General features: G+C 67.0%; 21 protein-coding genes. 2 read left to right on the forward strand and 19 right to left on the reverse strand.

Annotated elements, in window-relative coordinates; all coding sequences use genetic code 11:
• Window positions 1-73: 73 nt before the first annotated feature.
• From GON09_RS05605 to GON09_RS05625, 5 genes are all read right to left on the reverse strand, one after another.
• Window positions 74-1,537 carry a class I adenylate-forming enzyme family protein gene (locus tag GON09_RS05605; RefSeq protein ID WP_213930955.1) on the reverse strand — a complete coding sequence of 488 codons (1,464 nt, stop codon included), beginning with the start codon at window positions 1,535-1,537 and terminating at the stop codon, window positions 74-76.
• Window positions 1,538-1,667: 130 nt separating this feature from the next.
• Window positions 1,668-2,978: a PucR family transcriptional regulator gene (locus tag GON09_RS05610; protein ID WP_213930956.1), complete on the reverse strand. Its 1,311-nt coding sequence runs from the start codon at window positions 2,976-2,978 to the stop codon at window positions 1,668-1,670.
• Window positions 2,979-3,084: 106 nt separating this feature from the next.
• Window positions 3,085-4,344: a hypothetical protein gene (locus GON09_RS05615; protein WP_374195281.1), complete on the reverse strand. Its 1,260-nt coding sequence runs from the start codon at window positions 4,342-4,344 to the stop codon at window positions 3,085-3,087.
• A gap of 78 nt (window positions 4,345-4,422) precedes the next feature.
• On the reverse strand, window positions 4,423-5,274 hold the full coding sequence (locus GON09_RS05620) for a hypothetical protein (RefSeq protein ID WP_213930958.1): 852 nt from the start codon (window positions 5,272-5,274) through the stop codon (window positions 4,423-4,425).
• Entirely contained in the window at window positions 5,271-6,110 is an 840-nt protein-coding gene (locus GON09_RS05625) for a MerR family transcriptional regulator (RefSeq protein ID WP_213930959.1), read from the reverse strand. Before GON09_RS05625 ends, GON09_RS05620 begins: the two co-directional genes overlap by 4 nt.
• A gap of 143 nt (window positions 6,111-6,253) precedes the next feature.
• Between GON09_RS05625 and GON09_RS05630 the strand changes: the two genes are divergently transcribed.
• On the forward strand, window positions 6,254-7,225 hold the full coding sequence (locus GON09_RS05630; protein WP_213930960.1) for a pirin family protein: 972 nt from the start codon (window positions 6,254-6,256) through the stop codon (window positions 7,223-7,225).
• A gap of 63 nt (window positions 7,226-7,288) precedes the next feature.
• On the opposite strand, the gene GON09_RS05635 is transcribed toward GON09_RS05630, so the two are convergent.
• From GON09_RS05635 to GON09_RS05645, 3 genes are all read right to left on the reverse strand, one after another.
• Window positions 7,289-7,795 carry a 2-phosphosulfolactate phosphatase gene (locus GON09_RS05635; RefSeq protein ID WP_307854321.1) on the reverse strand — a complete coding sequence of 169 codons (507 nt, stop codon included), beginning with the start codon at window positions 7,793-7,795 and terminating at the stop codon, window positions 7,289-7,291.
• Between the two features lie 129 nt (window positions 7,796-7,924).
• Window positions 7,925-8,323, reverse strand: a complete 399-nt coding sequence (locus GON09_RS05640; RefSeq protein ID WP_213930961.1) for a DUF1304 domain-containing protein — start codon at window positions 8,321-8,323, stop codon at window positions 7,925-7,927.
• Complete coding sequence (locus GON09_RS05645) at window positions 8,320-8,778, reverse strand: hypothetical protein (RefSeq protein ID WP_213930962.1); 459 nt, start codon at window positions 8,776-8,778, stop codon at window positions 8,320-8,322. Before GON09_RS05645 ends, GON09_RS05640 begins: the two co-directional genes overlap by 4 nt.
• 87 nt (window positions 8,779-8,865) lie before the next feature.
• Here GON09_RS05645 and GON09_RS05650 point away from each other — a divergent pair, with 87 nt between their 5' ends.
• A complete protein-coding gene (locus tag GON09_RS05650; protein ID WP_213930963.1) occupies window positions 8,866-9,930 on the forward strand; it encodes a helix-turn-helix transcriptional regulator in 1,065 nt (354 codons plus the stop codon).
• Here the strand turns inward: GON09_RS05650 and GON09_RS05655 are convergent.
• The 11 genes from GON09_RS05655 to GON09_RS05705 all read right to left on the reverse strand — a co-directional run bounded on the left by GON09_RS05655 (window position 9,827) and on the right by GON09_RS05705 (window position 20,240).
• Window positions 9,827-10,969 (reverse strand): ABC transporter ATP-binding protein, encoded by a 1,143-nt coding sequence (locus GON09_RS05655; RefSeq protein ID WP_307854322.1) that lies wholly within the window; start codon window positions 10,967-10,969, stop codon window positions 9,827-9,829. The genes GON09_RS05650 and GON09_RS05655 overlap by 104 nt on opposite strands.
• 69 nt (window positions 10,970-11,038) lie before the next feature.
• The gene (locus GON09_RS05660) at window positions 11,039-11,758 is read right to left on the reverse strand and encodes an oxygenase MpaB family protein (protein ID WP_213930964.1); all 720 of its coding nucleotides are present in this window, start codon (window positions 11,756-11,758) and stop codon (window positions 11,039-11,041) included.
• Window positions 11,759-11,765: 7 nt separating this feature from the next.
• Window positions 11,766-12,671 carry an oxygenase MpaB family protein gene (locus GON09_RS05665; RefSeq protein WP_213930965.1) on the reverse strand — a complete coding sequence of 302 codons (906 nt, stop codon included), beginning with the start codon at window positions 12,669-12,671 and terminating at the stop codon, window positions 11,766-11,768.
• Window positions 12,672-12,694: 23 nt separating this feature from the next.
• Window positions 12,695-13,249, reverse strand: a complete 555-nt coding sequence (locus tag GON09_RS05670; protein ID WP_213930966.1) for a mce associated protein mas1a — start codon at window positions 13,247-13,249, stop codon at window positions 12,695-12,697.
• Window positions 13,236-14,453: an MlaD family protein gene (locus tag GON09_RS05675; protein WP_213930967.1), complete on the reverse strand. Its 1,218-nt coding sequence runs from the start codon at window positions 14,451-14,453 to the stop codon at window positions 13,236-13,238. Before GON09_RS05675 ends, GON09_RS05670 begins: the two co-directional genes overlap by 14 nt.
• Entirely contained in the window at window positions 14,450-15,544 is a 1,095-nt protein-coding gene (locus GON09_RS05680) for an MlaD family protein (RefSeq protein ID WP_213930968.1), read from the reverse strand. Before GON09_RS05680 ends, GON09_RS05675 begins: the two co-directional genes overlap by 4 nt.
• Window positions 15,541-16,665 carry an MCE family protein gene (locus GON09_RS05685; protein WP_213930969.1) on the reverse strand — a complete coding sequence of 375 codons (1,125 nt, stop codon included), beginning with the start codon at window positions 16,663-16,665 and terminating at the stop codon, window positions 15,541-15,543. Before GON09_RS05685 ends, GON09_RS05680 begins: the two co-directional genes overlap by 4 nt.
• Complete coding sequence (locus GON09_RS05690) at window positions 16,656-17,708, reverse strand: MCE family protein (protein ID WP_307854323.1); 1,053 nt, start codon at window positions 17,706-17,708, stop codon at window positions 16,656-16,658. Before GON09_RS05690 ends, GON09_RS05685 begins: the two co-directional genes overlap by 10 nt.
• Window positions 17,705-17,926: a hypothetical protein gene (locus tag GON09_RS05695; RefSeq protein ID WP_213930970.1), complete on the reverse strand. Its 222-nt coding sequence runs from the start codon at window positions 17,924-17,926 to the stop codon at window positions 17,705-17,707. The genes GON09_RS05690 and GON09_RS05695 overlap by 4 nt, the downstream gene beginning before the upstream one ends.
• A complete protein-coding gene (locus tag GON09_RS05700) occupies window positions 17,926-18,966 on the reverse strand; it encodes an MCE family protein (protein ID WP_213930971.1) in 1,041 nt (346 codons plus the stop codon). Before GON09_RS05700 ends, GON09_RS05695 begins: the two co-directional genes overlap by 1 nt.
• Complete coding sequence (locus GON09_RS05705; protein WP_307854324.1) at window positions 18,963-20,240, reverse strand: MCE family protein; 1,278 nt, start codon at window positions 20,238-20,240, stop codon at window positions 18,963-18,965. The genes GON09_RS05700 and GON09_RS05705 overlap by 4 nt, the downstream gene beginning before the upstream one ends.
• Between the last annotated feature and the right edge of the window lies 1 nt (window position 20,241).

Below are 20,241 nucleotides of genomic sequence, written 5' to 3' on the forward strand. Positions count from 1 at the left end.
TGTGACTCCTGAAAGTAAGCAGGGTTGATCATCGCGAGGGGTCACTCGCGTCGATGCGGAATGCGGGGTGAGGTCAGGCGTGCTGCAAACTGCGCCTGAGCGACGGTTTGTCGATCTTGCCGACGGGGTTCTTCGGTAGCGCGTCGAGGATGTCGATCCGCTCGGGCACCTTCGCCCGCATCAGCTGTCGCCGGCAGTGATCGACAAGGTCCGCCGCCGCCGTCGTCGCATCCGGATACAGCACCACGTACGCGACGGGAACCTCCCCGAGGACCGGGTCGGGCCGAGCGACGACTGCCGCTTCGAGAACGCCGTCCATCGAGGTCAGGACGGTTTCGATCTCCTTGGGGTAGATGTTCTCGCCGCCGCGGATGATCATGTCCTTGATGCGGTCGACGATGCGCAGATAGCCGTCCTCGTCCAGGATCCCGATGTCTCCGGTATGTAGCCAACCGTCGCGGACGGTCTCGGCGGTCGCGTCGGGGCGGTTCAGATAGCCGCGCATGACGGTGGGTCCCGCGATGACCACTTCCCCAGCTTCACCGGGTGCCAGCAGCTCACCGTCGGGAGACATGATGCCGATGCGCTGTCCGGGCAGGGCGGGGCCGACCGTTCCGAGCTTGCGCACACCGGCGACGGGATTGCAGGCGGACGCGCAGGTCGCTTCGGTGAGTCCGTATCCTTCGACCATGACGAATCCGAAGCGGTCGTGGCAGCGCTGCAGCAGCTCCTCGGAGACCGGTGCGGCGCCACACACGACGAACCGCAGCGACGAGGTGTCGGGGCGCACGGTATCGGGCAGGGCGGCGAGCATCGCGTAGATCGCGGGTACGGCGGAAAAGTATGTGGGGCGGAGCTTTTCCACGTGATCGAAGAACCGGCTCGCGGAGAAGGATCCGATCACGCTGAGCTGTCCGAGTGAGCGCCATATCGCGAGTGCGCTCACCATGATGGCGTTCACGTGGAACAGCGGCAGGACCAGCATGCAGTGGTCGTCTGCGGTGAGACGGAAATGTTGCGCCATCGTCGACGACATCGCCTCGGCGTTGTCGTGATCGAGCATCACGCCCTTCGGCTTGCCGGTCGATCCGCTGGTGTAGATGACCAGGCTCAGTTCGTCTCCGCGAAGGTTCACGGGGTCGGGTCCGTCGCCCTCGCGGGCGAGATCGTCGACGGCGATGCTCGGCCGGCCGCCGTCGGGCGCATCAGCTCCGTCGTTGACGACGAGGACAGCGCCCGAATCGGAGATCTGGTAGGCCGCTTCCGATTCCGTGAACGCCGGATTGACGGGTGTTGCGGCTGCCCCGAGACGCCAGGCCGCGAGCATCGCGACCAGCAACTCGACCCGATTCGGCAGCATGATCGCGACAACGTCGCCCGGGGCGACACCGTGACGTGCGAACTGCGCTGCGACAGCACGGGTTCGGTCGTCGATCTGGGCGTAGGTGAGCTCGAGCCTGTCGTCTCGGACCGCCGTACGAGAGCGATCCCCGGCGGGGACGTTCCAGGGGAGGAAGGGAAAGCGAGGGAAGGACATCTACAGCTCCTCGGGCCGACGAGCACGTATCGGTTGTGATGCCCAACACTATGCGTCCGGAGTGACTCAGGACACGTTCGAGTGGAACCAAGTTCCGGTCCTGCTTTGGCGAAATTGCACAAAAGCGCGGTCAGCGGCCCGACGGACGTCCCGTCGTCCGCAACAGCACAGGTCGTCCGAGTACATGACACACGTGCAATGCCAATTCGAGATCCAACCTGTTCTCGGACAGGGAGCGCCCTCGCTCCTCCTCTGCCTTGTGCAGTCGGTATTTCACAGTATTCCGATGAAGCACCAGTTCTTCGGACGTGTGCACGTAGCTGCCGCCGGTCCGCATGAAGACCCTCGTCGTTTCCCGCAGTCGTTCGGCGGCCGGTGTGTCGGCGGCAAGCCTGCCGAGGGTGTCCGCGACGAACCGCCTGGTGGTCGCGAGATCGCGGGCCAGCACCGCCGTAGCGGACATACCGTCCTCGCCGTAGTACACCATCCGGCTGTCGGGAACGGTCGCAGTGCTCGCGACGATCCGCACCGACTCGGCCTGCTCGTGGCTACGACGGAATCCCGCCACGCCGCCGGCCGGTTTGCCGAGCGCCACGCGCAATCCGGGGACCGTCTGCACCGCCGACCGAAGGCGCGGTACGTCCACGGTTGCGCCTGTCTGCAGCATGGTCCACACCCAGGCCGTGCGCCGATCGACCGGCACGAACAGTGGGGTCGTTCCCCGACCGGCAACAGCGAGAGCCTCTGCTGCCGCAGCGAGCGTGTGGGTCTGGTCCGCGCCCTGAGCGGGACCTTCGATCCATACGACGGCACCGAGGTGGGAAACGTCGAGCCGATAGCCCGTCTTCGTTGCGAACTCCCCGGCGTCGAACGTTCCGCCACTCAACACCTGCCCCACCAGCGCTGATGTCACGTTTTCCGACTGCTGGAGCAGAGCCAACTGCTCCTCCTCGTGGGCCTCGAGCACGACCCGCGTCATCCAGTCCACATACCTGTGCATCCACCCGGCCAGGTAGTGGAGGAGCTCGAGTTTCAGATCGGGCGCACAGTCGAGTTGCTGGATCTCCGCGAACATCTGGTTGAACAGGTCGTCCGAGCCGATGTGATAGGCCCGGCGCAGCGCCGCCGCGGGAACGCCGTGTCGCGCGAGCCTGGCAGCATACTCGGTCGCCGCGGTGATGGGCTGGATCCGGTCGAGCGGTATGTCGTTGCGGATCATGTGGAGGATGGTCGCGACGTTGCCCTCCACGCTCGCCCGCAGCATGTCGGTCAATTCGGGCTCGCCGAGATCCTCGACGGCCGACTCGATCGCGGTGTCCATACTCGCGGCGATCTCGTCGGACCGCCGTTGCAGCCGCTCACCGACCACCACCACGAGTTCCTTCACGTCGGTGGCACGCGCGTCCTTCGACGGAGTATCGCGTCGGGCGTCATCGCTCATTGCACTCGTCTACCAGAAAACCCACGCGCGCAGTGTCCGATCACCACACCCCCGTCGAGGTGCCGTGCCCGAGAGCCAGAGACCCCGAGAGCCCGAGAGCCCGAAGTCAGCCTGCGGCTTCGTCCCGGCATGCCGCATAGCCGCCGGCGACGAAGGTCGTCGCGGAGCAGTACACGGCCTCGGGATAGTACGGGCCCATCACCGCCGCAGGATCCGCACCGGTCGCCTGCGAGGCCTGGATGGACTGCGGGTAGAACGCGGATGTCGGCAGCATGTAGCGCAGGAACAGCACCTTCTTCGGCACGGCGGTATCGCCCCACGGCAGCACGGTCACGGTCGGATCGGTGACCCAGGGAAGGTCGGCGGGTGCGGCGATCGCGTACGTGTAGTAGCCCGACGCGTCGAGCGCGGTCTCGAAGTCGCCGGCGCACGCCACCACCGGGTACGGCGAGACCAGATCGTTCTGACACATCGACCAGTACCGCACCTGTTGATCCGGATCCGTGGCCGGCACTCCCGCGCGGGTGTCGGGGAACAGCGGAGCCTTGCCCCGCACCACGACGATCCGCCCTGGCTGGTAGGTCAGCGCCGTTCCGAGATACTTGTTGTCGCCGTTGGGGAACAGACCCGACGAACTCGCCGGGTTCACGAACACCGTCTCCGGTGTGCCACCGGGGAACGCACCACTCGCCGCACTGGCGATGACCTGGTTGAAACCTGCCTGCGCAAGCTGTGCGACGGGTCCGGTGTAGGAGTTCGGGTCGAACGGCTGCTCGCACGGCTGCCTGAGCATCGTCGCCCCACCGAGGCGCATGGTCACCTCGGGCAACGGCACACCGCCGCTGACGGACGCTGCGTCATCGGGCACGTACACGCGGATGATCAGGAAGCCCACCGGGGTACTCTGTCCCGCCGGAACTCCGCGGATCTCGTTGCGCGCGTGGTCCGCCGGTCCTGCGACCACGGTGGCATGCCACTTCTGCTGCGACGGAGGAAGATTCCGAGCCGCCGCATCAGCGAACGGATTCCCGCTACCCGGATCCGGAACGATCATGTCGTCGCGCAGCGTATCGACGGTGTCGAAGTTCGTGCCGTAGGTGTTGAGCGAGAAGTACCGCGCGGCCGGATAGGTGCCGGACACCTCGATAGAATCGCCCGGGCCCAGCGCATAGGGCAGCACCCAGTAGGTGGCGTTGACATCGGGGAACGCGACGTTGAGCACCGTCTCGTTCGACATGAACCGCCACGCGCACAACGCGGGTTCGGCGCTCGCAGCCGGGGGCACGGCGATCGTGACGCTCGCGCACAGGAACGCGATCGCAGCAACGACGCGAGCGCGGAGGGCTCGGGATGAACTGCCGGACACGCTGTCTCCGTTCGTCGCATCCACGATAAGCGCAGTTCGGCGCCTGCGGAACGGATTCGGTGAGCGGAATCGACGACTTCACCTCGTCGTGTCAGGCGCGAGGAGCACAGCGTCGAGCACTCGGCGCGCTGCTGCGGGATCGTCGACGTGGATCGAGAATCGACTCACGAGCGCCGAACGGCGACGGTGTTCGAAGAAGGCCGGCAACACGACGTCGACGGGTTCGGCGAGCACGAGGTCGAGATTGGTGCCATCGGGTCCGGGCAGGAACAGTATCTCGTCGTCCCCGCCCGTCTCCGTCGGCTGGAACCGGCGCCGCGGAATGCATCGCCGCAGGTTGTCGGGCTCGATACGAGCCACGATCTGATGTCCGGAGCGAAGGACCAATCCGTCTGGCGCCACCAGGTGCGGGTGGACGACGCGATCCGCGAGCCGGCCGACCAGGGGTAGGAGCGCGTACACCGAAATGATCAGCAACGTCCAGCGCAGCCATCCCCAGGGCACGAGTATGTGGACCACCGCGATCTCGATGACCGACGCCACGAGCCACGCGATCGGCACGCTCATGGTGCCGCGGGTGTAACCGATCGTCGTCATCCCTGGACCTGCGCCGACGCGATGCCCTCGTATCAGGAACCACAGTGCGCGGTAGCTTCTCAGTTCCGCGCGCATCAGGGTCGCCGGCACGCGGCCGACGAGCTCGTCGAGCACCCCCGCCCACTGTGTTCCGGATCGGCGCAGAACTCGGACGCGCAGTGCTCCGACGATCAGGACCAAGGCCCCGAAAGGCAGCTCGAATCCGAGCCAGACCCTCAGGGCGGTTGCCGGAGTGAGAACGCCGAACGCGGCAAAGGCGGCGTTCGTGCAGGCCACCAACACCGTGAGGACGAGTGTGGCCTGGTGGACGAGCCGGACGGTGCGCTCGGTCATGCCTGCGCTCCGCCCTGCTGCGCCCCCGACTGTGCGGCGAGGCGCCGGACAAACCCTATGGCGACGGCCTGCTGCGCCGGATCCGGGAGGAACTCGGCAAGCACATCCGTGTTCGATTCGAGGGCCGTCGCCGCCTCGACCGCCCACGAGCCGAGCACCTCCACCATGATCGGGATGTCACAGAGGAGTCCCGTCATACCGTCGACCACTGCGGTGATCTCATCGGCCGCCGTGGTGGGATCCTGCCCGGCGAGCGCACCGAATCGTCGGTAGACCGTGACCATCGCGTGCCGTCGGTCGGGATCGTCGAGCAAGGTTCGCAGTGCGTCGAGGTATTCCGGCGGGGCCTGCCCGGTGAGTGCGAGCATCTCCCAGCTGTCGCGCTCGCGCACGAACAGGGTGCGGGTGTGCGGGTCGCCTTCGCCGTCGATGAGTTCGTCGAACGCATCGACGATCGGTGACGGCAAGGGCGAGAGTCGGTCGCCGGCGCGGTGACGCTCCAGAATCGCAGCGAGGGCGTCACGCTTGACCTGGAGGGTCCGGATCTGGGAATCCGCCGCCTCGAGCAGCGATTCGAGGTCCGCGGTGAGATCGGACCCGGCGTCGCGGTCGTTGCCGTCGGTGAAGCGCCCGCCGAGGACCGTCGCCACCGAACCCAGCGGAACACCTGACTGGGCGAGCCAGCGAATGCGCAGCAGGCGGACCAGGTCGGCGAGTTCGTAGTCCCGGTATCCGTTGGGTGTTCGCGGGGGCTCGGGCATCAGTCCGAGGCGGTGGTAGTGCCGGACGGCGCGAACGGTGGTTCCTGCGGCCTGAGCCAAGTCGCTGATCCTCATGGCTTCAGCATCAACCCTGACGCTACGTCAGGGTCAAGTCGTGGATGCGTCGGCACACTTTCGGCGGGAACAACTCGAGAAGGACAGCGGTTGAGTGCGATAAGGTAGTTGACAACGCAACTACATGACCGAGAGGGGTTACCGTGCCCGCCGTAACCGTCGACAACGTTCTTGCTCTTCCTCGCGTCGAAGAGCCCACGCCCGATGCACTCTCCCGTCCCGTCCTGTCGGTGACCACCGCCCCGCGCGGCTTCGAAGGCGAAGGCTTCCCCGTCCGCCGTGCGTTCGCGGGCATCGAGACCAAGCACCTCGACCCGTTCATCCACATGGATCAGATGGGCGAGGTGAACTACGCGCCCGGCGAACCGAAAGGCACACCCTGGCATCCGCATCGCGGCTTCGAGACCGTCACCTACATGATCGACGGCATCATGCAGCATCGCGACTCCCACGGAGGCGGCGGCACGATCGGTGGCGGCGACACCCAATGGATGACCGCCGGCAGCGGCATCCTGCACATCGAAGCACCCCCGGAACACCTGGTGATCAGCGGCGGACTGTTCCACGGCGTGCAGCTGTGGGTGAATCTGCCCAAGGCCGAGAAGTTCGTCGCCCCGCGGTACCAGGACATCGGAGGCACCGAGGTCGCACTGTTGTCCTCGGCCGACGGCGGTGCGCTCATCCGGGTGATCGCCGGAGAACTCGACGGGCACCGCGGACCGGGTTCGACGTACACGCCCATCACCCTGCTGCACGCGACCGTGGCGCCGGGGGCGAGCGTCACCCTGCCGTGGAACCCCGAGTTCAACGCCCTGGCATACGTGCTTGCCGGCGGCGGCGCGGTCGGATCGGAACACCGTCCGATCCGGACCGGACAGACGGCCGTCTTCGGCAGGGGTGAGAGCCTGACCATCTCCGCTGCCGCGACGCAGGATTCACGCACCGACGCCGTCGAGGTGTTCGTGCTCGGAGGCAAGCCGATTCGTGAACGCGTCGTCATGGCCGGCCCGTTCGTCATGAACACCCGCGCCGAAATCATCGAAGCGATGGAGGATTTCCAGGCGGGGCGTTTCGGTTCCATTCCCGCCGTGCGCACCTCGGACGAGAAGGGCTAGACGGGTAGGGGCGATTCGAGTGGTTCAGGCCCCGGAAAGCGGGGTCGAAGCCACCCGAATCGTCTATCGCCTGTTGTCCACGAAGCGATCGTCGACGAGCACGGGCACGGTCGCACTCCGATCGACCTCCGCCGCCACGGCGACGTCGGATTCGTATCCCATGTCGATCAGCTCCCGACCGGATGCGCATGCTTCCAATGACGAGTTCACATTGCCTCGAACTGCATGCCAGGCGGCCACTGCCATCGCGGCCTCGGTCGACGCGGCCAGTTCCGGACGCCGAACCAACACGTCGGCGAGCACCGCGCCCGCACCCCACAGATCTTCGACGCACGGTCGCAGGGACCCGTCGGGCCACTTCTCCCCGGCGGCGATCACTGCCACGGCCGCCCCCTCCGCCAGCGCTTCCACGATCCATCTCGCCACCTCGGTGGCATTGCGCAGGCACGCTCCGACGACGACAGTCGACGACGCGGCCAGCGAGTGGGCGATCGACGACCCGTTCGGTGAGGGCAGGACCAAACGATGCAGGTTGTCGGCGTCGCGAACGGTGCTCGGGGACAGACTCACCTCCCCCGCTGTCGCTCGGCCGCGGCCGACCGCCAGGACGGCATCGTGTCTCGTTCACACATGCCACGAATCCGGTTCCCGACCGCGCTGAGCGAGGTCGAGAACACCAAATCGTCGGCCGCGCCGCTTCTACGCCAGCGCCACGAGCGCGACCAGCGACGGCACGCTCTGGCACAGCGCCCCCACCACTCCGGCCCCACGTGGGCGGCTCATCGCCATCCGGTCCGAGACGAACAATGCGATACCGGCCAGGAACATGAAAGTGCATGTATAGACGACGAGCGTGCGGCCCGGGGTCTCGTGACCGGTCCACCACAGGATCACCCCGGTGATCGCACCGGAGCCGAGGAAGAGATTGTAGAAACCGACGTTGAACGCCCACATCCGCACCGGCGGAACATCCGCAGTGGGGACGCGGAACAGGTCCCGGTGGATGCTCGGGCGCCGGAACAGGATCGATTCCCACGCGAACGCCAACAGGTGCACCACGGCAGCGACCAGCGCCGCGAGCTGCGCGATCAGGATCATGACGCGGCCTCCTCGGCGAACCGGATGCCATAGCGAGCGGCGATCTGCGCGAACCTGCTCATCAGCACCTCCCGGGGAAGGTGCTCCTCCCCCAGCGCGTGGAGCTCGATGAAGAAGCCGCTCATCCCGGTACCGGGACAGACGAGAAGGAAGACCGCGACGTCGGTCAGCACCGAGAAGCTGTTCATCGTCCCCGTCGCGATGGTGAGGGTGTCGCCGGCCGCAAGTTCACAGCCGTCGCCGTCGAGCAGGACGAGGATCCGCCCGCGCAGCAGGTGGTAGGTCTTGGGCCAGGGTTCCGAGTGCAGCGGCGGTGGGATGCCTCGGGGCGCCTCCACCAGCATGAGCTCGTAAGCGTCGCCGGTGCGCTCACCGGACGACAGGATCGTGACGACGGCGTCCGGCACCGACAAACGCCTGCCCGTACCGGCCTGTGTGAGATGAAATGTGGACACAACTGCGACGCTAGGGGCCGGCGGACTGCCGAACCATCCCCGAAACCGGGGATGCTCCTACAGTTGGGACCGGCGCATACTGGGCTCATGCTCGAAGTACGGGCGGAGCGGCTCCGCCGCGAGATCCTGGAGTTCGCAGGCACCGGTGCGGGCGTCACCGAACTGCACCAGCGTGCCATCGAACTGGTCGATCACATCGTGCGCAGTGATCTGACATGCTGGGCGCTGTTCGATCCCTTGACCCTGGCGTTCGGTTCGATGACCAGTGGGCGCAACCGGATTCCCGCAGAGTACGAACCGCTGCTCGCCGAATCGGAGTACGGTGGCCACGATCCCGCGACGTTCGCCGAGATCGCCCGCAGTGGGCGAACGGTGGTGCGGGCCTCGGATCTACCGTCGACCGAACTCGCTCACAGTCTTCGACACGCTGCGGTATGGCGCCCACTCGGACTCGACCGTGAGGTGCGGGTCGTCTTCACCACGGACGGGTTGTGTTGGGGATCGGCCGGTTTCGTGCGCTCGGGTCCGGACTTCACCGATCGGGAACTCGAGTTCCTGACGATGGTCGCTCCGGCAGTGGCGGTCGCGACCCGCGCGGCCGCCGTTCACTCCTTGCGAGCACGTCCCGGAGGCGACCCCGGGCCGGCGGTCATCGTGACCGATCCTGAGGGTGAGCCGGTCGCGTCGACCGTCGCGGCGAGGGCCTGGGAGGAGCGACTCGCCGGGCCGGTGCGACTGGCACTGCTGTTGCGGGCGGCGACATTCGGCGCCCGGTCGAGTACGACCGGGGTGTTTCGTGCTCGGGTCCGCAACGAAGGCGGGGGCTGGATCGTCGTGCGTGCGGCTGCGTTGAGCCCCGACGGAGACGAGTCCCGCACCGCGGTCACCATCGAACCCGCGGCCGACAGTGAGCTCACGGACGTATTGTTCGCCGCGTACGCACTGACCGCCCGCGAGTGTGAGGTGTGCACCGACGTGCTGAACGGACTCTCTACAGCCGAGATCGCTCGGCACCGAGGCATCACGCCGAACACGGTGCACGACCACCTCAAGTCCGTCTATGCGAAGACGGGTGCGGGTAGTCGCGCGGAACTCGTCGCTCGGTTGGCCGGCCGGCAGATGCCTCGGCCGTCGCTGTCGTCCCGAACCTAGGCAGCGCCACGGGGATCAATTCGGTGAGCGCGTCGGAACCCGTGAACGTCGGGGCCCGGTGTGGGGTGTCCATGTCCTCGAGGATGGCGGACTGGGCGGCCGGGGGCAGAGTGTGCAGGATCGAACGCACCCGCTCCTGCCGACGCGCCACCGCCTGCCGCTCCGGCATCCCCGGAGTCGCCTGCATCTGCGGCACGATCCCCTCGACATCGTCCACCCCACCGGCATGATGCCCGGCCTCCACGAGCGCCTGCTCGTGCGCCATCGTCGCCTCGTCCTTCTCCTCCGACATCCCGATCGGACCGATCATCGTGCCGTTGAGGAACTGCTTGACCACCGGCTCATCCGAAGTCAACAACACCTCCCGCGGACCGAACATCACCAACTGCCGACGGAACAACATCCCGATATTGTCCGGCACCGTCCGCGCCAGATTGATGTTGTGCGACACGATCAGGATCGTCGCATCGATCTCCGCATTGATATCGATCAACGTCTGCGAAATATAGGTCGTGCGCACCGGATCCAGACCCGAATCCGGCTCGTCCACCAGAATGATCTCCGGATCGAGCACCAACGCCCGCGCCAACCCGGCACGCTTGCGCATCCCACCGGAGATCTCCCCCGGCAACTTGTCCTCCGCGCCGAGCAGACCGACGAGCTCGAGCTTGCTCATCACGATCTGCCGGATCTCCGACTCGGACTTGCGGGTGTGCTCACGCAACGGAAAGGCGACATTGTCGTACAGATTCATCGACCCGAACAACGCACCGTCCTGGAACAACACCCCGAACAACTTGCGGATCTCGTAGAGCTCCTTCGAGGAGCACTGCAGGATGTCGGTGCCGTCGATCACGATCGAACCCTGCTCCGGACGCAGCAGACCGATCAGCGACTTGAGGAACACCGACTTACCGGTACCCGACGGACCGAGCAGCGCAGACACCTCACCCGCCGGCAGCGTCAATGTCACGTCCTGCCAGATACGCTGCGAGCCGAAGGACTTGGTCAGCCCCTCGACGGAAACCTCGACACCCACGATTACCTCCTGATGGACCCGACTGTCGTGTCGGATGAGCGTTCTGCTGTCTGTGATGAATGCGGTGTACTACCGCGTGGTCGGTCCGCGACGAAGCCGCCGGTACATCGCGTATGCGGTCAGGGCGCGTCGGTCGGCGGCACCGACCTCGACCTCCCACAGCGTGCGCGCCGCCGGGTGCAGCAGAGCGCGCACGACCCGGGCCGGAACCCCGCGCTGGACCCAGTCGCGAGGCCGCAGGATCTGGTCGCGGTAGCGGTCGCCGCTGGGGGTGCGCACCAGGAGCGAGGTGCAGGCGTCGTCGAAATAATCGGTGAACTCCGCCCAGTCCTGCGGCATCCGCCGATCCGAGATGCCGTAGCGCCGGTACCACGCACAGCAGTCCCGGTAGAGCGCTTCCTTCTCCGACTCCTCGAGTCGCCGGGCGAAGCCGTCGATCATCGCGACGAGTGTGTCGACGTAGGTGGCGTGCTGGAAGAAGAAGACATCCGGGTCGAGCGCGTGGTACCGACGACCGAGATCGTCCGTTCCCTTCACGTCCTCGTGCGCGAACCGGACGATCGGGTGGATGTGCCGATCGTCGTAGGCGGCACGGACGAGGACGGGCACGGTCCGGCGTTTGTGCAACCAGAGCCTGCGCGGCGTCCGCGAATGGTCCATGCCCGCCGCGATTGCCGGATGCAGCATCTGCAGTGCTACCGCCCGAGGCAGGGCGAGCAGGAAACGGCGGTCGTGCAGGTAGCGCCGCAACAGCCCATCCGGGTCGATGTCGGTGTCGGGAACCGTCATGTGCAGGTCAGATCAGATCGCGACCGGATCTGACGCGGCGACGTAGATCGGCGACGAGCGCTTCGCTTCCACCGTGTCGCAGGAAGCGCGGAATGAACCTGTTGACGAACGAGACGAACACGAACAGATGCTCGTAGCGTCGACGGTCGGCTTCGCTCCATTCCAGATCCAGACCCTCCCGGAAGATGGGGGGCAGGCTCCCGATGGTGAGGAAGCGCAACAGGTTCCGGAACATCAGACGCATCGGCCAGTTGATCATCTTCAGGTTCACCAGGTCCATCAGGTACGCCTTGGTGGTCTCGTCGAAGACGACCCGCTCGCACGCGATGTTCCAGTACCTGTCGAAGTCGGCCCGCGTCGCCGGCCACATGTCCTCGGTCACCTGCAGGGTCGTGCCGAGGGTGGATCCGGTGCGGTAGAACGCCTCGAGCTGCTCGTCGTCGAGCTTGCCGTGCAGCAACTGGTACATGTCCTCGATGCCGATGTACAGGCAGGCCGCCACCCACAGCTGCAGTTCGCGGTTGAACGCGTTGTACTTGACGGGGCTGTTCTCGTCGGAGCGCACGAACCGGTGGGCGCCGTTGACGGCCTCGCGGTAGGCCTTGCGGTCGTCGTCGTTGCCGAGGATTGCCACGGCGAGGTAGGTGGCGGTGGTGCGAGCGCGCTTCCACGGGTGTTTGACCAGCGAGCCGGACTCGACCTTGCTCTCCATGACGCCGTACGCAACTTCGGGCCAGCCGAGCTGCATGATGACGTTCGCGGCCGCACCGGCGAAGGACCAGAAGTCGACGGCGTCGGAGACCTTGTGCTGCTTGCGACTCCACCGGTTGGGTCCGCTCGTGATGGTGATGCGGGTCCGGCGCGAGTTCAGTACCGGTTCCCGGTCCAGGTCGTCGAGATAGGGAGTGGGCATCGCGTGTCTCCTCGTGGTGTGGGTCAGAGTGTTTCGACGTTGTCGACGAGCCAACGGTCATCCGCGCGAACCAGGGAGAAGACCATGCGGAAGCGCGAGGTGCCCCCGTCGGGCGTCGAGACGTTCGTCGCGTTCTGGTCGGCGAACACGAGCACCGTGGCGGTGTCGCCGTCGGTGTGCTCGGCGGCCGCGCGCAGCGCCTGCGCTTCGGCACTCCCCTGCCCCTCGGTGACGAGTTCGCGCAGCGCGTCGACCATCGATCCGTAGCGCTCGGCGAAGGCCGGCGTGGACATCTCCGCGATCCGCTCGCGGTTGGCGTCGAGGTTCTGGTAGTCGAAGGTCGACATCACCACGGCGTACTCGCGTGCCAGTGCCACGGCGTCCTGCGCGGCCTGTTCGTCGGTGCGCTGCTCTACGAGGACCACGACGAGTGTGGCCAGCGCCGCGACCAGGGTGGCGATCGAGACGATCAGCGCGACCGCCAACGCTCGGGATTTCGACGAGCGTTGTTCACGGGTTGCCGGTTCCGCGACCGGGGCCTCGCCGAGGATTGCCGTGCCGGCGTCATCGTGTGCCATCGGTATTGCCTTCCAGCAGACTCTTCCAGAAGTAGAGAAGTTCGGTGCCGCTCGGGATGAGGATGGGATCGGCGACGACCGGCGGTCCGATCACCGTTCCCGGGGTGGAGCCCCCGAGTCCTAGGTCGCTGGGTCGGGGTGCGTTGCGGGAACCGCGCTGCTCGAGGTCCTGGCCCGGCGGGCAGTAATAGGAGAGGTTCGGTTCGATCGGGGACGTGTCGCCGAGAGCGCGGCGAGGGTTGTCGTAGTAGCAGGCCGGCCCCTGCGTGGCGATCAGGGCGAAGTCCGCGCGGTCGCCGTGCACGATCGATTCGAGCGCCGCCAGGCCGCGAGGAATCGCGACCAGGCCGGTGCGCAGCGCAGCGGACCGATCGGAGATCACCGGGCCGACGGCGCCGAGATTGGCAAGCACCGCGGAGAACGACTCCTGGTTCGCGGCGAGGGTCTCGTCGGCGCGGCGCATCGCGTCGGGGCCGGTGGCCATCATCGAGGCGATGCGATCCTCGTTGGCCTGCAGGGATTCGGCAACGGTCCGCGCCGACGCCATCCCGTCGACGAATTCGGTGGAGTTCTCGGCCATGGTGCCCGTCAGTCCGGCCGCGCGGTCGAGCAGTTCTGCGACGGCGGGTGCATCCTCGGCGAGCTGCGCGGAGATCCGGTCGGCGTCGGTGACGAGACGGGCCAGGTCGGGTCCGAGTCCTTCGAAGGCGCTGCCGAGTTCATGACCGACCGTCGAGATCACTGCGGGGTCGATGGTTTCGAGGAGATCGGCGGTGTGGGCGAGTGTTTCGGAGATCTGGGTGGGCTGTTCGTCGGCGGGCATCGCGATCTCGTCGCCGTCGGCGAGATAGGGGCCGTGGTCGACACGCGGGAAGATGTCGACGTTGAGCATGCCCGCCATGGTGCCCTGGGTGATCTTGGCGTAGGAGTCGGCGGGGATGCGAGTCTCGCCGTCGAGCGCGAAGTCGATGCGCGCCCGGCGGGTGTCGGGATCGATTCCGATACCGGTGACCATGCCCGCTTGGACACCGCGATAGGTCACGACCGTGCCCTCACCGACACCGAGGGCGTTGTCGACCGTGGCGTGGATGTTGATGCGGTCGCCGACGCCGGTGGGTCCGACGATGTAGTAGATGCCGTAGGGCACGACGGTGAGGGCCGTGATGACGAACAGGACCAACTGGACGACAACGATCTTCTTCATCGCTCTCCTCCGAGCAGTTCTTCCAGCGAGGGCGGCGCCGAGGCTTCGTCGACTTCGGTGAAGTCACCGGTGAAATAGCCGCCGGTGAAGATCGTGTCGAGACTCTCGGGGATCTCCAGGGCACCGTCGAACACCAGGTAGTCGCCGCGGACGGAGCTGTCGAAGGCAGCCATGAACGCGTTCATGTTGGCGAGGGTGGTGCCGATGCGGTCGTTGAAGGATGCGAGCGTGGCAGTGATCGTGTCGGCGTCGCGCAACAGTCCGCCCGCCCCGTCCGGGATGGCGGCGGTCAACTCGTTGACGTTCGCCGCCAAGCGGGTAGTGGCGTCGAGCAACGATGTCATGCTCTCGCGCTGGGCCACCAGCACGTCGACGGCGCCGGCGGTCTCGACGAGATAGCGGTCGAACATCTCCTCCTCCTCGACCATCCGGCGGGTGACGTCGGCGGCGAGCGTCATCGCCTGGTCGAAGGCGGTTTGTTCGTCGATCGCGCGGGTCATCATCTCGGTGGCGGTGTCGGCGAGGGACCGGACACTCTCGGATCGGCCGGTGAACGCGACGTTGAGCTCGCGCACGACCGTTTCGAGTTGGGTCAGGCCGCTGCCGCTGACGACGTTGCCGAGCGCGGCGAGCATGGTCTCGACCCGGGGGCCGAGTTCGACCTTCTGCTCGGATACGACGTCCCCGTCGGCGAGCAGCGTCGAACTCGGGTTCGGTGGCGGGACGAGCCGCAGGTACGGGCTGCCGAGCGCGGACGGGATCTCGACGGAGACGAGGACATCGGAGGGGACCTCGAGGTCCTGCTCGAGGGAGACCCGCACGTCGGCGCCCCCTCGGGCGGTGTCGAGTCCGGCGACGCGGCCGACGATCTGCTGGCCGTAGCGCACGTCGGCGCCGAGGACCAGGCCATCGGCGGACGGCAGTTGCACGGTGACCTCGAAGTCGCCACCACCGATGGAGCGTCCGACGGGCAGATCCTGGATGCCGTAGCCGCAGGCGGACATCACTGTCGCGCAGGTGAGAGCGGCACCCACGAGCGCCAGACCCCGCGTCACGGACCGGCGCGGTGACGCTGCAGAAGCTGTGCTCACGGGTTGCCTCCTGGTTGTCCACCGGTGATAGCGCTGACGATGCCGAGCGGATCCGAGGCGCTGATCGGAAAGGAGATCGGATTGGTGAAGCCGGCTCCCGTGCACAACGGGAGCGGGTGCTCCGCACACAACGGAGCCGCGACCGCAAACTGCGTCAGCGCGGTCGAGATGTTCAGACGGATGCGACCGCGGCCGTCCGGGCCGATGGTGTTGGTCAGGTTCTCCATCATCAGTGGGACGAGGTCCATGAACTCGGCCAGGCCCTGCGGGTTCTCGCCGAGGGTGCCTCCGATGACCTGCAGATTGTCGGAGATCGCACCGAAGCTCTCCTGGTGCTGTGCGACGAAGGTGTCGACCTCGTCGAACACGACCTGCAGTTGCTGCAAGGGCTCGGTGACGTCGAGATCGCTCTCCTCCCAGACCGCAGCGAGCGTACTGAGATCGGTGACCATGCTGTCGAGACCCACCGACCGTTCGTCGAGGGCGCGCAGCAGTGCCGACAGGTTCTCGACGAGCAATGCGAAGTCCTCGCTGGATGCCCCGACGACGCCCGTGGCCGCAGCGAGATCGGCGATGGCGTCGTGGAAGGCCGCGCCCCGCCCCTCCCACACCTCGGCTCCGCTGGTGAGGACGGCGCCGAGGTCGGCGTTGTCCGGTCCCATCGTCTCGATGATCGTGGACAGGCTGTCGAGCATATTGTCGATGTCGATCGGCGAGTGGCTGCGGTCCTTCGGGATCACCCCGCCGTCGGAAAAGCTCGGGCCACCGTCGTAGGCGGGGCCGAGTTCGACGTAGCGTTCGCTGATGATGGCGGGGCTCATCACGTAGGCGGAGACGTCCTCGGGCAGTGTCACCTCGTCCGGAACGGTCATCGTCACCCGCACCGAGGTGCCCTGCGGCTCGATATCGGTGACGGTGCCGACCTTCACGCCGAGCACCGCGACGGTACTGCCCACGTAGATGCCGTTGACGTATTCGAAGTCGGCGTGGACGGTGTGGCTGCGATCGGTGCGGCCGAAGACGTACCAAGCGGGCAGTGCGATCAGGAGCAGTACGACCAGCGTCGCTGCGACGATCTTCTTCCGTCGCGTACTCCCGGTCGGTGTCGAGGTCACCGGCATTCCTGCATCACTCCGATCGCGCAGAGAAGATTGTCGGGAAGGACCGTGGCCGGGGTGACGACGTCCGCCCAGGAGCCGTTGCCGGTGGCGTCGGTGACGGTTCGCAGGGCCGGCGGCAGGCGGTCCATGAGCAAGCCGATCTGGTCGGCGTTGTGCTGGAGGGTCCCGGAGACCTCCACCAGGTTGGTGACGAGCCGGTCGGCGTCCGCGCGGTTGGCGGTGAGCGTCTCCGACAGGCTCGCGATGACGACTCGCAGATTCTCGACGAGGCGGGTGAGCGTGTCCTTGCGGACGACGAGGGTCTGTACGAGGGTGCGGGCGTCGACCGCGTTCTGCACCAGGGTGTCCTGCTGGTCGACCGCCATCTCCGACAGTTTCCGGGCGGTGTCGAGGAGCTGGTCGAACTGCTCACCGTGCCGCGAGAACGCCGTCGAGGCGGCGCTGATCCCGGTGAGGGCACGGTCGAGCTCGTCGCTCTCCCGGGGCATCACCTGCGACAGGGTGCTCATCATCTCGGTCATCGCGACAAGGTCGAGGTCCTCGGCGACCGTGTCGGCTCCGGCCCCGATCTCGTCGAGCGAGTAGGGAACGGTGGTGCGGGCCAGCGGGATCCGGTTCGATCCGTCGTCGACGCCGGCGGGCCGGAGGTCGAGATACCGCTTGCCGAGAACGGTTTCGAGCCGGACCGACGCCGTGGAGGTGTTTCCGACGGCGCGCTGCTTGTCGAGGCGGAACTCGACATCGACGTGTGTGCCGGCGAGACGGATGCCTTCCACGCGCCCGGCCGGCACACCCGCGACATAGACGGGGTCGCCGGTGGCGAGTCCGGCGGCGTTGGCGAACTCGGCGGAATACGGCTCGGTGCGCACCTGATACCACACCCGCGGAAGTCCCACGGCGGCACCGAGTCCGACGACGAGGACGAAGATCCCGATGGTGCCGAGCACGAGCGGCATATGGGTGGTGTTCTGCCGTCGGCCACCGCCGAACAGGAATTCGAGGGCACCGACGAAGATGTCGATGAGCTTGACGAGGAACATCATCGGGTGATCGCGCCTCCTCCGGCAACCGAGGCTGCGTTGCCCTCGAGGACGTGGACGAGATCGTCGATGTAGGTGATGCCCACCGCGACGAGCGAGACACCGGCGACGGCCACCACGACGACGACAGTCCAGGCCGCGACCTGGGGCACGCGACCGATGCCGCCACCGAGCGCGGTGACGAAACGTACGAGCAGATCGATGATTCGGGTGAGGGTCATCATGAGCACACCGGCGAATGGGTCGGGCCGAAGATGTTCACTTCCGCGTCGCCTGCTTTCAGGGTGAAATTGCAGAGATAGAGACTGATGAAGCTGCCGTACTGCCCCGTGTGGTTGATGTTGTCGGCGAAGGCGGGCAGGCCGGCCAGCATGCGCTCGAACTCGGGTGTCGATGCGATCCACTGGTCGGTGACGGCGCCGAACTGCTGGAGGCTGCGGGTAAAGGCGCCCTGAGAGTCGGCGATGGTGTCCGCCAGTGCGGACACGCTCTGCGCACCGGTGTCGAGGAAGGAGGCGAGTTGTCGGCCGTCCCCTACCACCGACGCGCTCAGCGCGGCCAGCCCGTCGGTGAGGTCGCGCAGTTCCTCGTGCCGGTTGTCGAGTGAACCGAGGATGCGGTTCATGTTGGTGGTGACCTCTCCGAGGATGTGTTCGCGGTCGCCGAGCTGCGTCGACAGCACCGCCACCCGGTCGAGGAATCGGGCGACCGCGTCGCCGCGGCCGTTGAAGGTGTCGACCACGTTCCGGGCGAGGACGTTCACCTCCTGCGGAGGCAACGACTCGAACAGGGGCCGGAAGCCGTTCATCAGCGCGGTGAGGTCGATGGGCGGGGTGGTCTGCGAAACGGGCACCACGCTTCCCGGTTCGAGCACCTCGGTGCCGTCGGATCCGGCGGGGACCCCCGCCTCGGGCAGCGTCAGGGCCACATAGCGGGCGCCGAGCATGTCGCCGTACCGGACGGACGCCTCGACGTCCTTCGGGAGGGTGCGGCCGCGTTCGACCTCGACGGTGACGCGGGCGAGCGCGCGACCGTCGTCGGTGTCGGCGACGTCGACCGCGTCGACCCGGCCCACCCGCACCCCGGACAAGGTCACGGGATTTCCGGGGTTGAGCCCTTCTACATCGGTGAACTCGAGGACATAGTTGTCGCTCGCACCCCGCACCGGCACGGCCAGCGCGTTGTAGACGAGGGCGCCGCAGACGACGCCGATGGTGCAGTAGCCGACCAGGGTCGAGACCTGAAGTCGTGTCAGTTTCACGGAATCCGTACCTCGCTTCCGCGGAAGAGGGGGGCGAGCAGCGCCGTGACCGCGGCGTGTGGGCCGGTCGGTTCCGCCCTGTCCTGTTCGGCCGGCGCCGCGGCGGGCTCACCGCGTAGCTGCTGTTCCAGAAGTTGCAGGGGACCGGCCTCGGCGGCCGCGTCGATCACCGGCTTCGCGGCACTGTAGGTGCCGTTACCAGGGCTGTTGCAGTTCGCGCCGGTGAGGGACCCGTAGCTCGGGCAATCCACGGCGGTGTAGGGCAGTGGGCCGGCGAAGGTCGGGACGGCGGTGATGTCGAACCGGCCGCTGCCGAAGACCCGGGCACCCGCGGCGCCGAAGGTCTCCGCGTTCGCGAGGGTGGCGTAGAGGCCGTCCGGGTTGGTGCCGGTGGTCGCGAGGATCGTGCCGAGCGAGTCGGTGACCGTGATCATCGTGTCCAGTCGGGGGCCGGCGAATCCGTCGACGGAGGCAGCGAGCAGGGTGGCCGCACCCATCGAGTCGGCCAGGTCGTCGCGGTGTTCGACGATGGCCCGGGAGACTTCGGTCGCGGCGGAGAGCACGCCCATCATGTCCGGGGTCGCGGACTGGAGGGATTCCATGACCGTGACGAAGTGCGGTGTCACGTCGATGAGCCCGTTGAGCGACGGAGTGAGCTGGTCGGTGGTCGCGGCGAGCCGGTCGATGGTGCGTCCGATCGTCTCGCCGTTGCCGTCCAGGGCGCGCCCGAGCGCGTCGAGAGCCTTGGCCATCTCCTGCGGCTGCATCTGTTCGAGCACACTCGCCATCCGGGTGAACACGTCGTACATCGCGACGGCCTCGGGCCCGGTGTCGACGGCGATCCTGTCGATGTCGGCGAGAGCCGCCGCTTCGGTGGTCGCGGCGCCGCCCTGGGCCGCACCGCCATCGGCCGGATCGGTGGTGACCAACTCGACGTAGATGTCGCCGAAGAAGGTGCGGGGCACCACGCGGGCCAGGACGTCGGACGGGATCGTGCGGGAGACCTCGACGTCGATCGCCAGTCGCACCCGCGATTCGGTGGCGCCGGCCTCCATCGAGGCGATGCGGCCGACGTCGACACCGAGATACCGGACAGGCGCTCCGGCGTTGACCAGACCCACGGCGGAGGGCACCTCGACGAAGATGTCGTCGGTCCGGTCGAAGGTGCCGGTGCCACGCAGCACCATCGTCGCCGCGACCCCGATACCGACGGCGAAGGCCAGGGCACCGCGAACCAGATAGTTCAGTCGCTCACGTGAACTGGGACGATCCACG

This window comes from Rhodococcus sp. B50, assembly GCF_013602415.1.
GTDB lineage: Bacteria > Actinomycetota > Actinomycetes > Mycobacteriales > Mycobacteriaceae > Rhodococcus.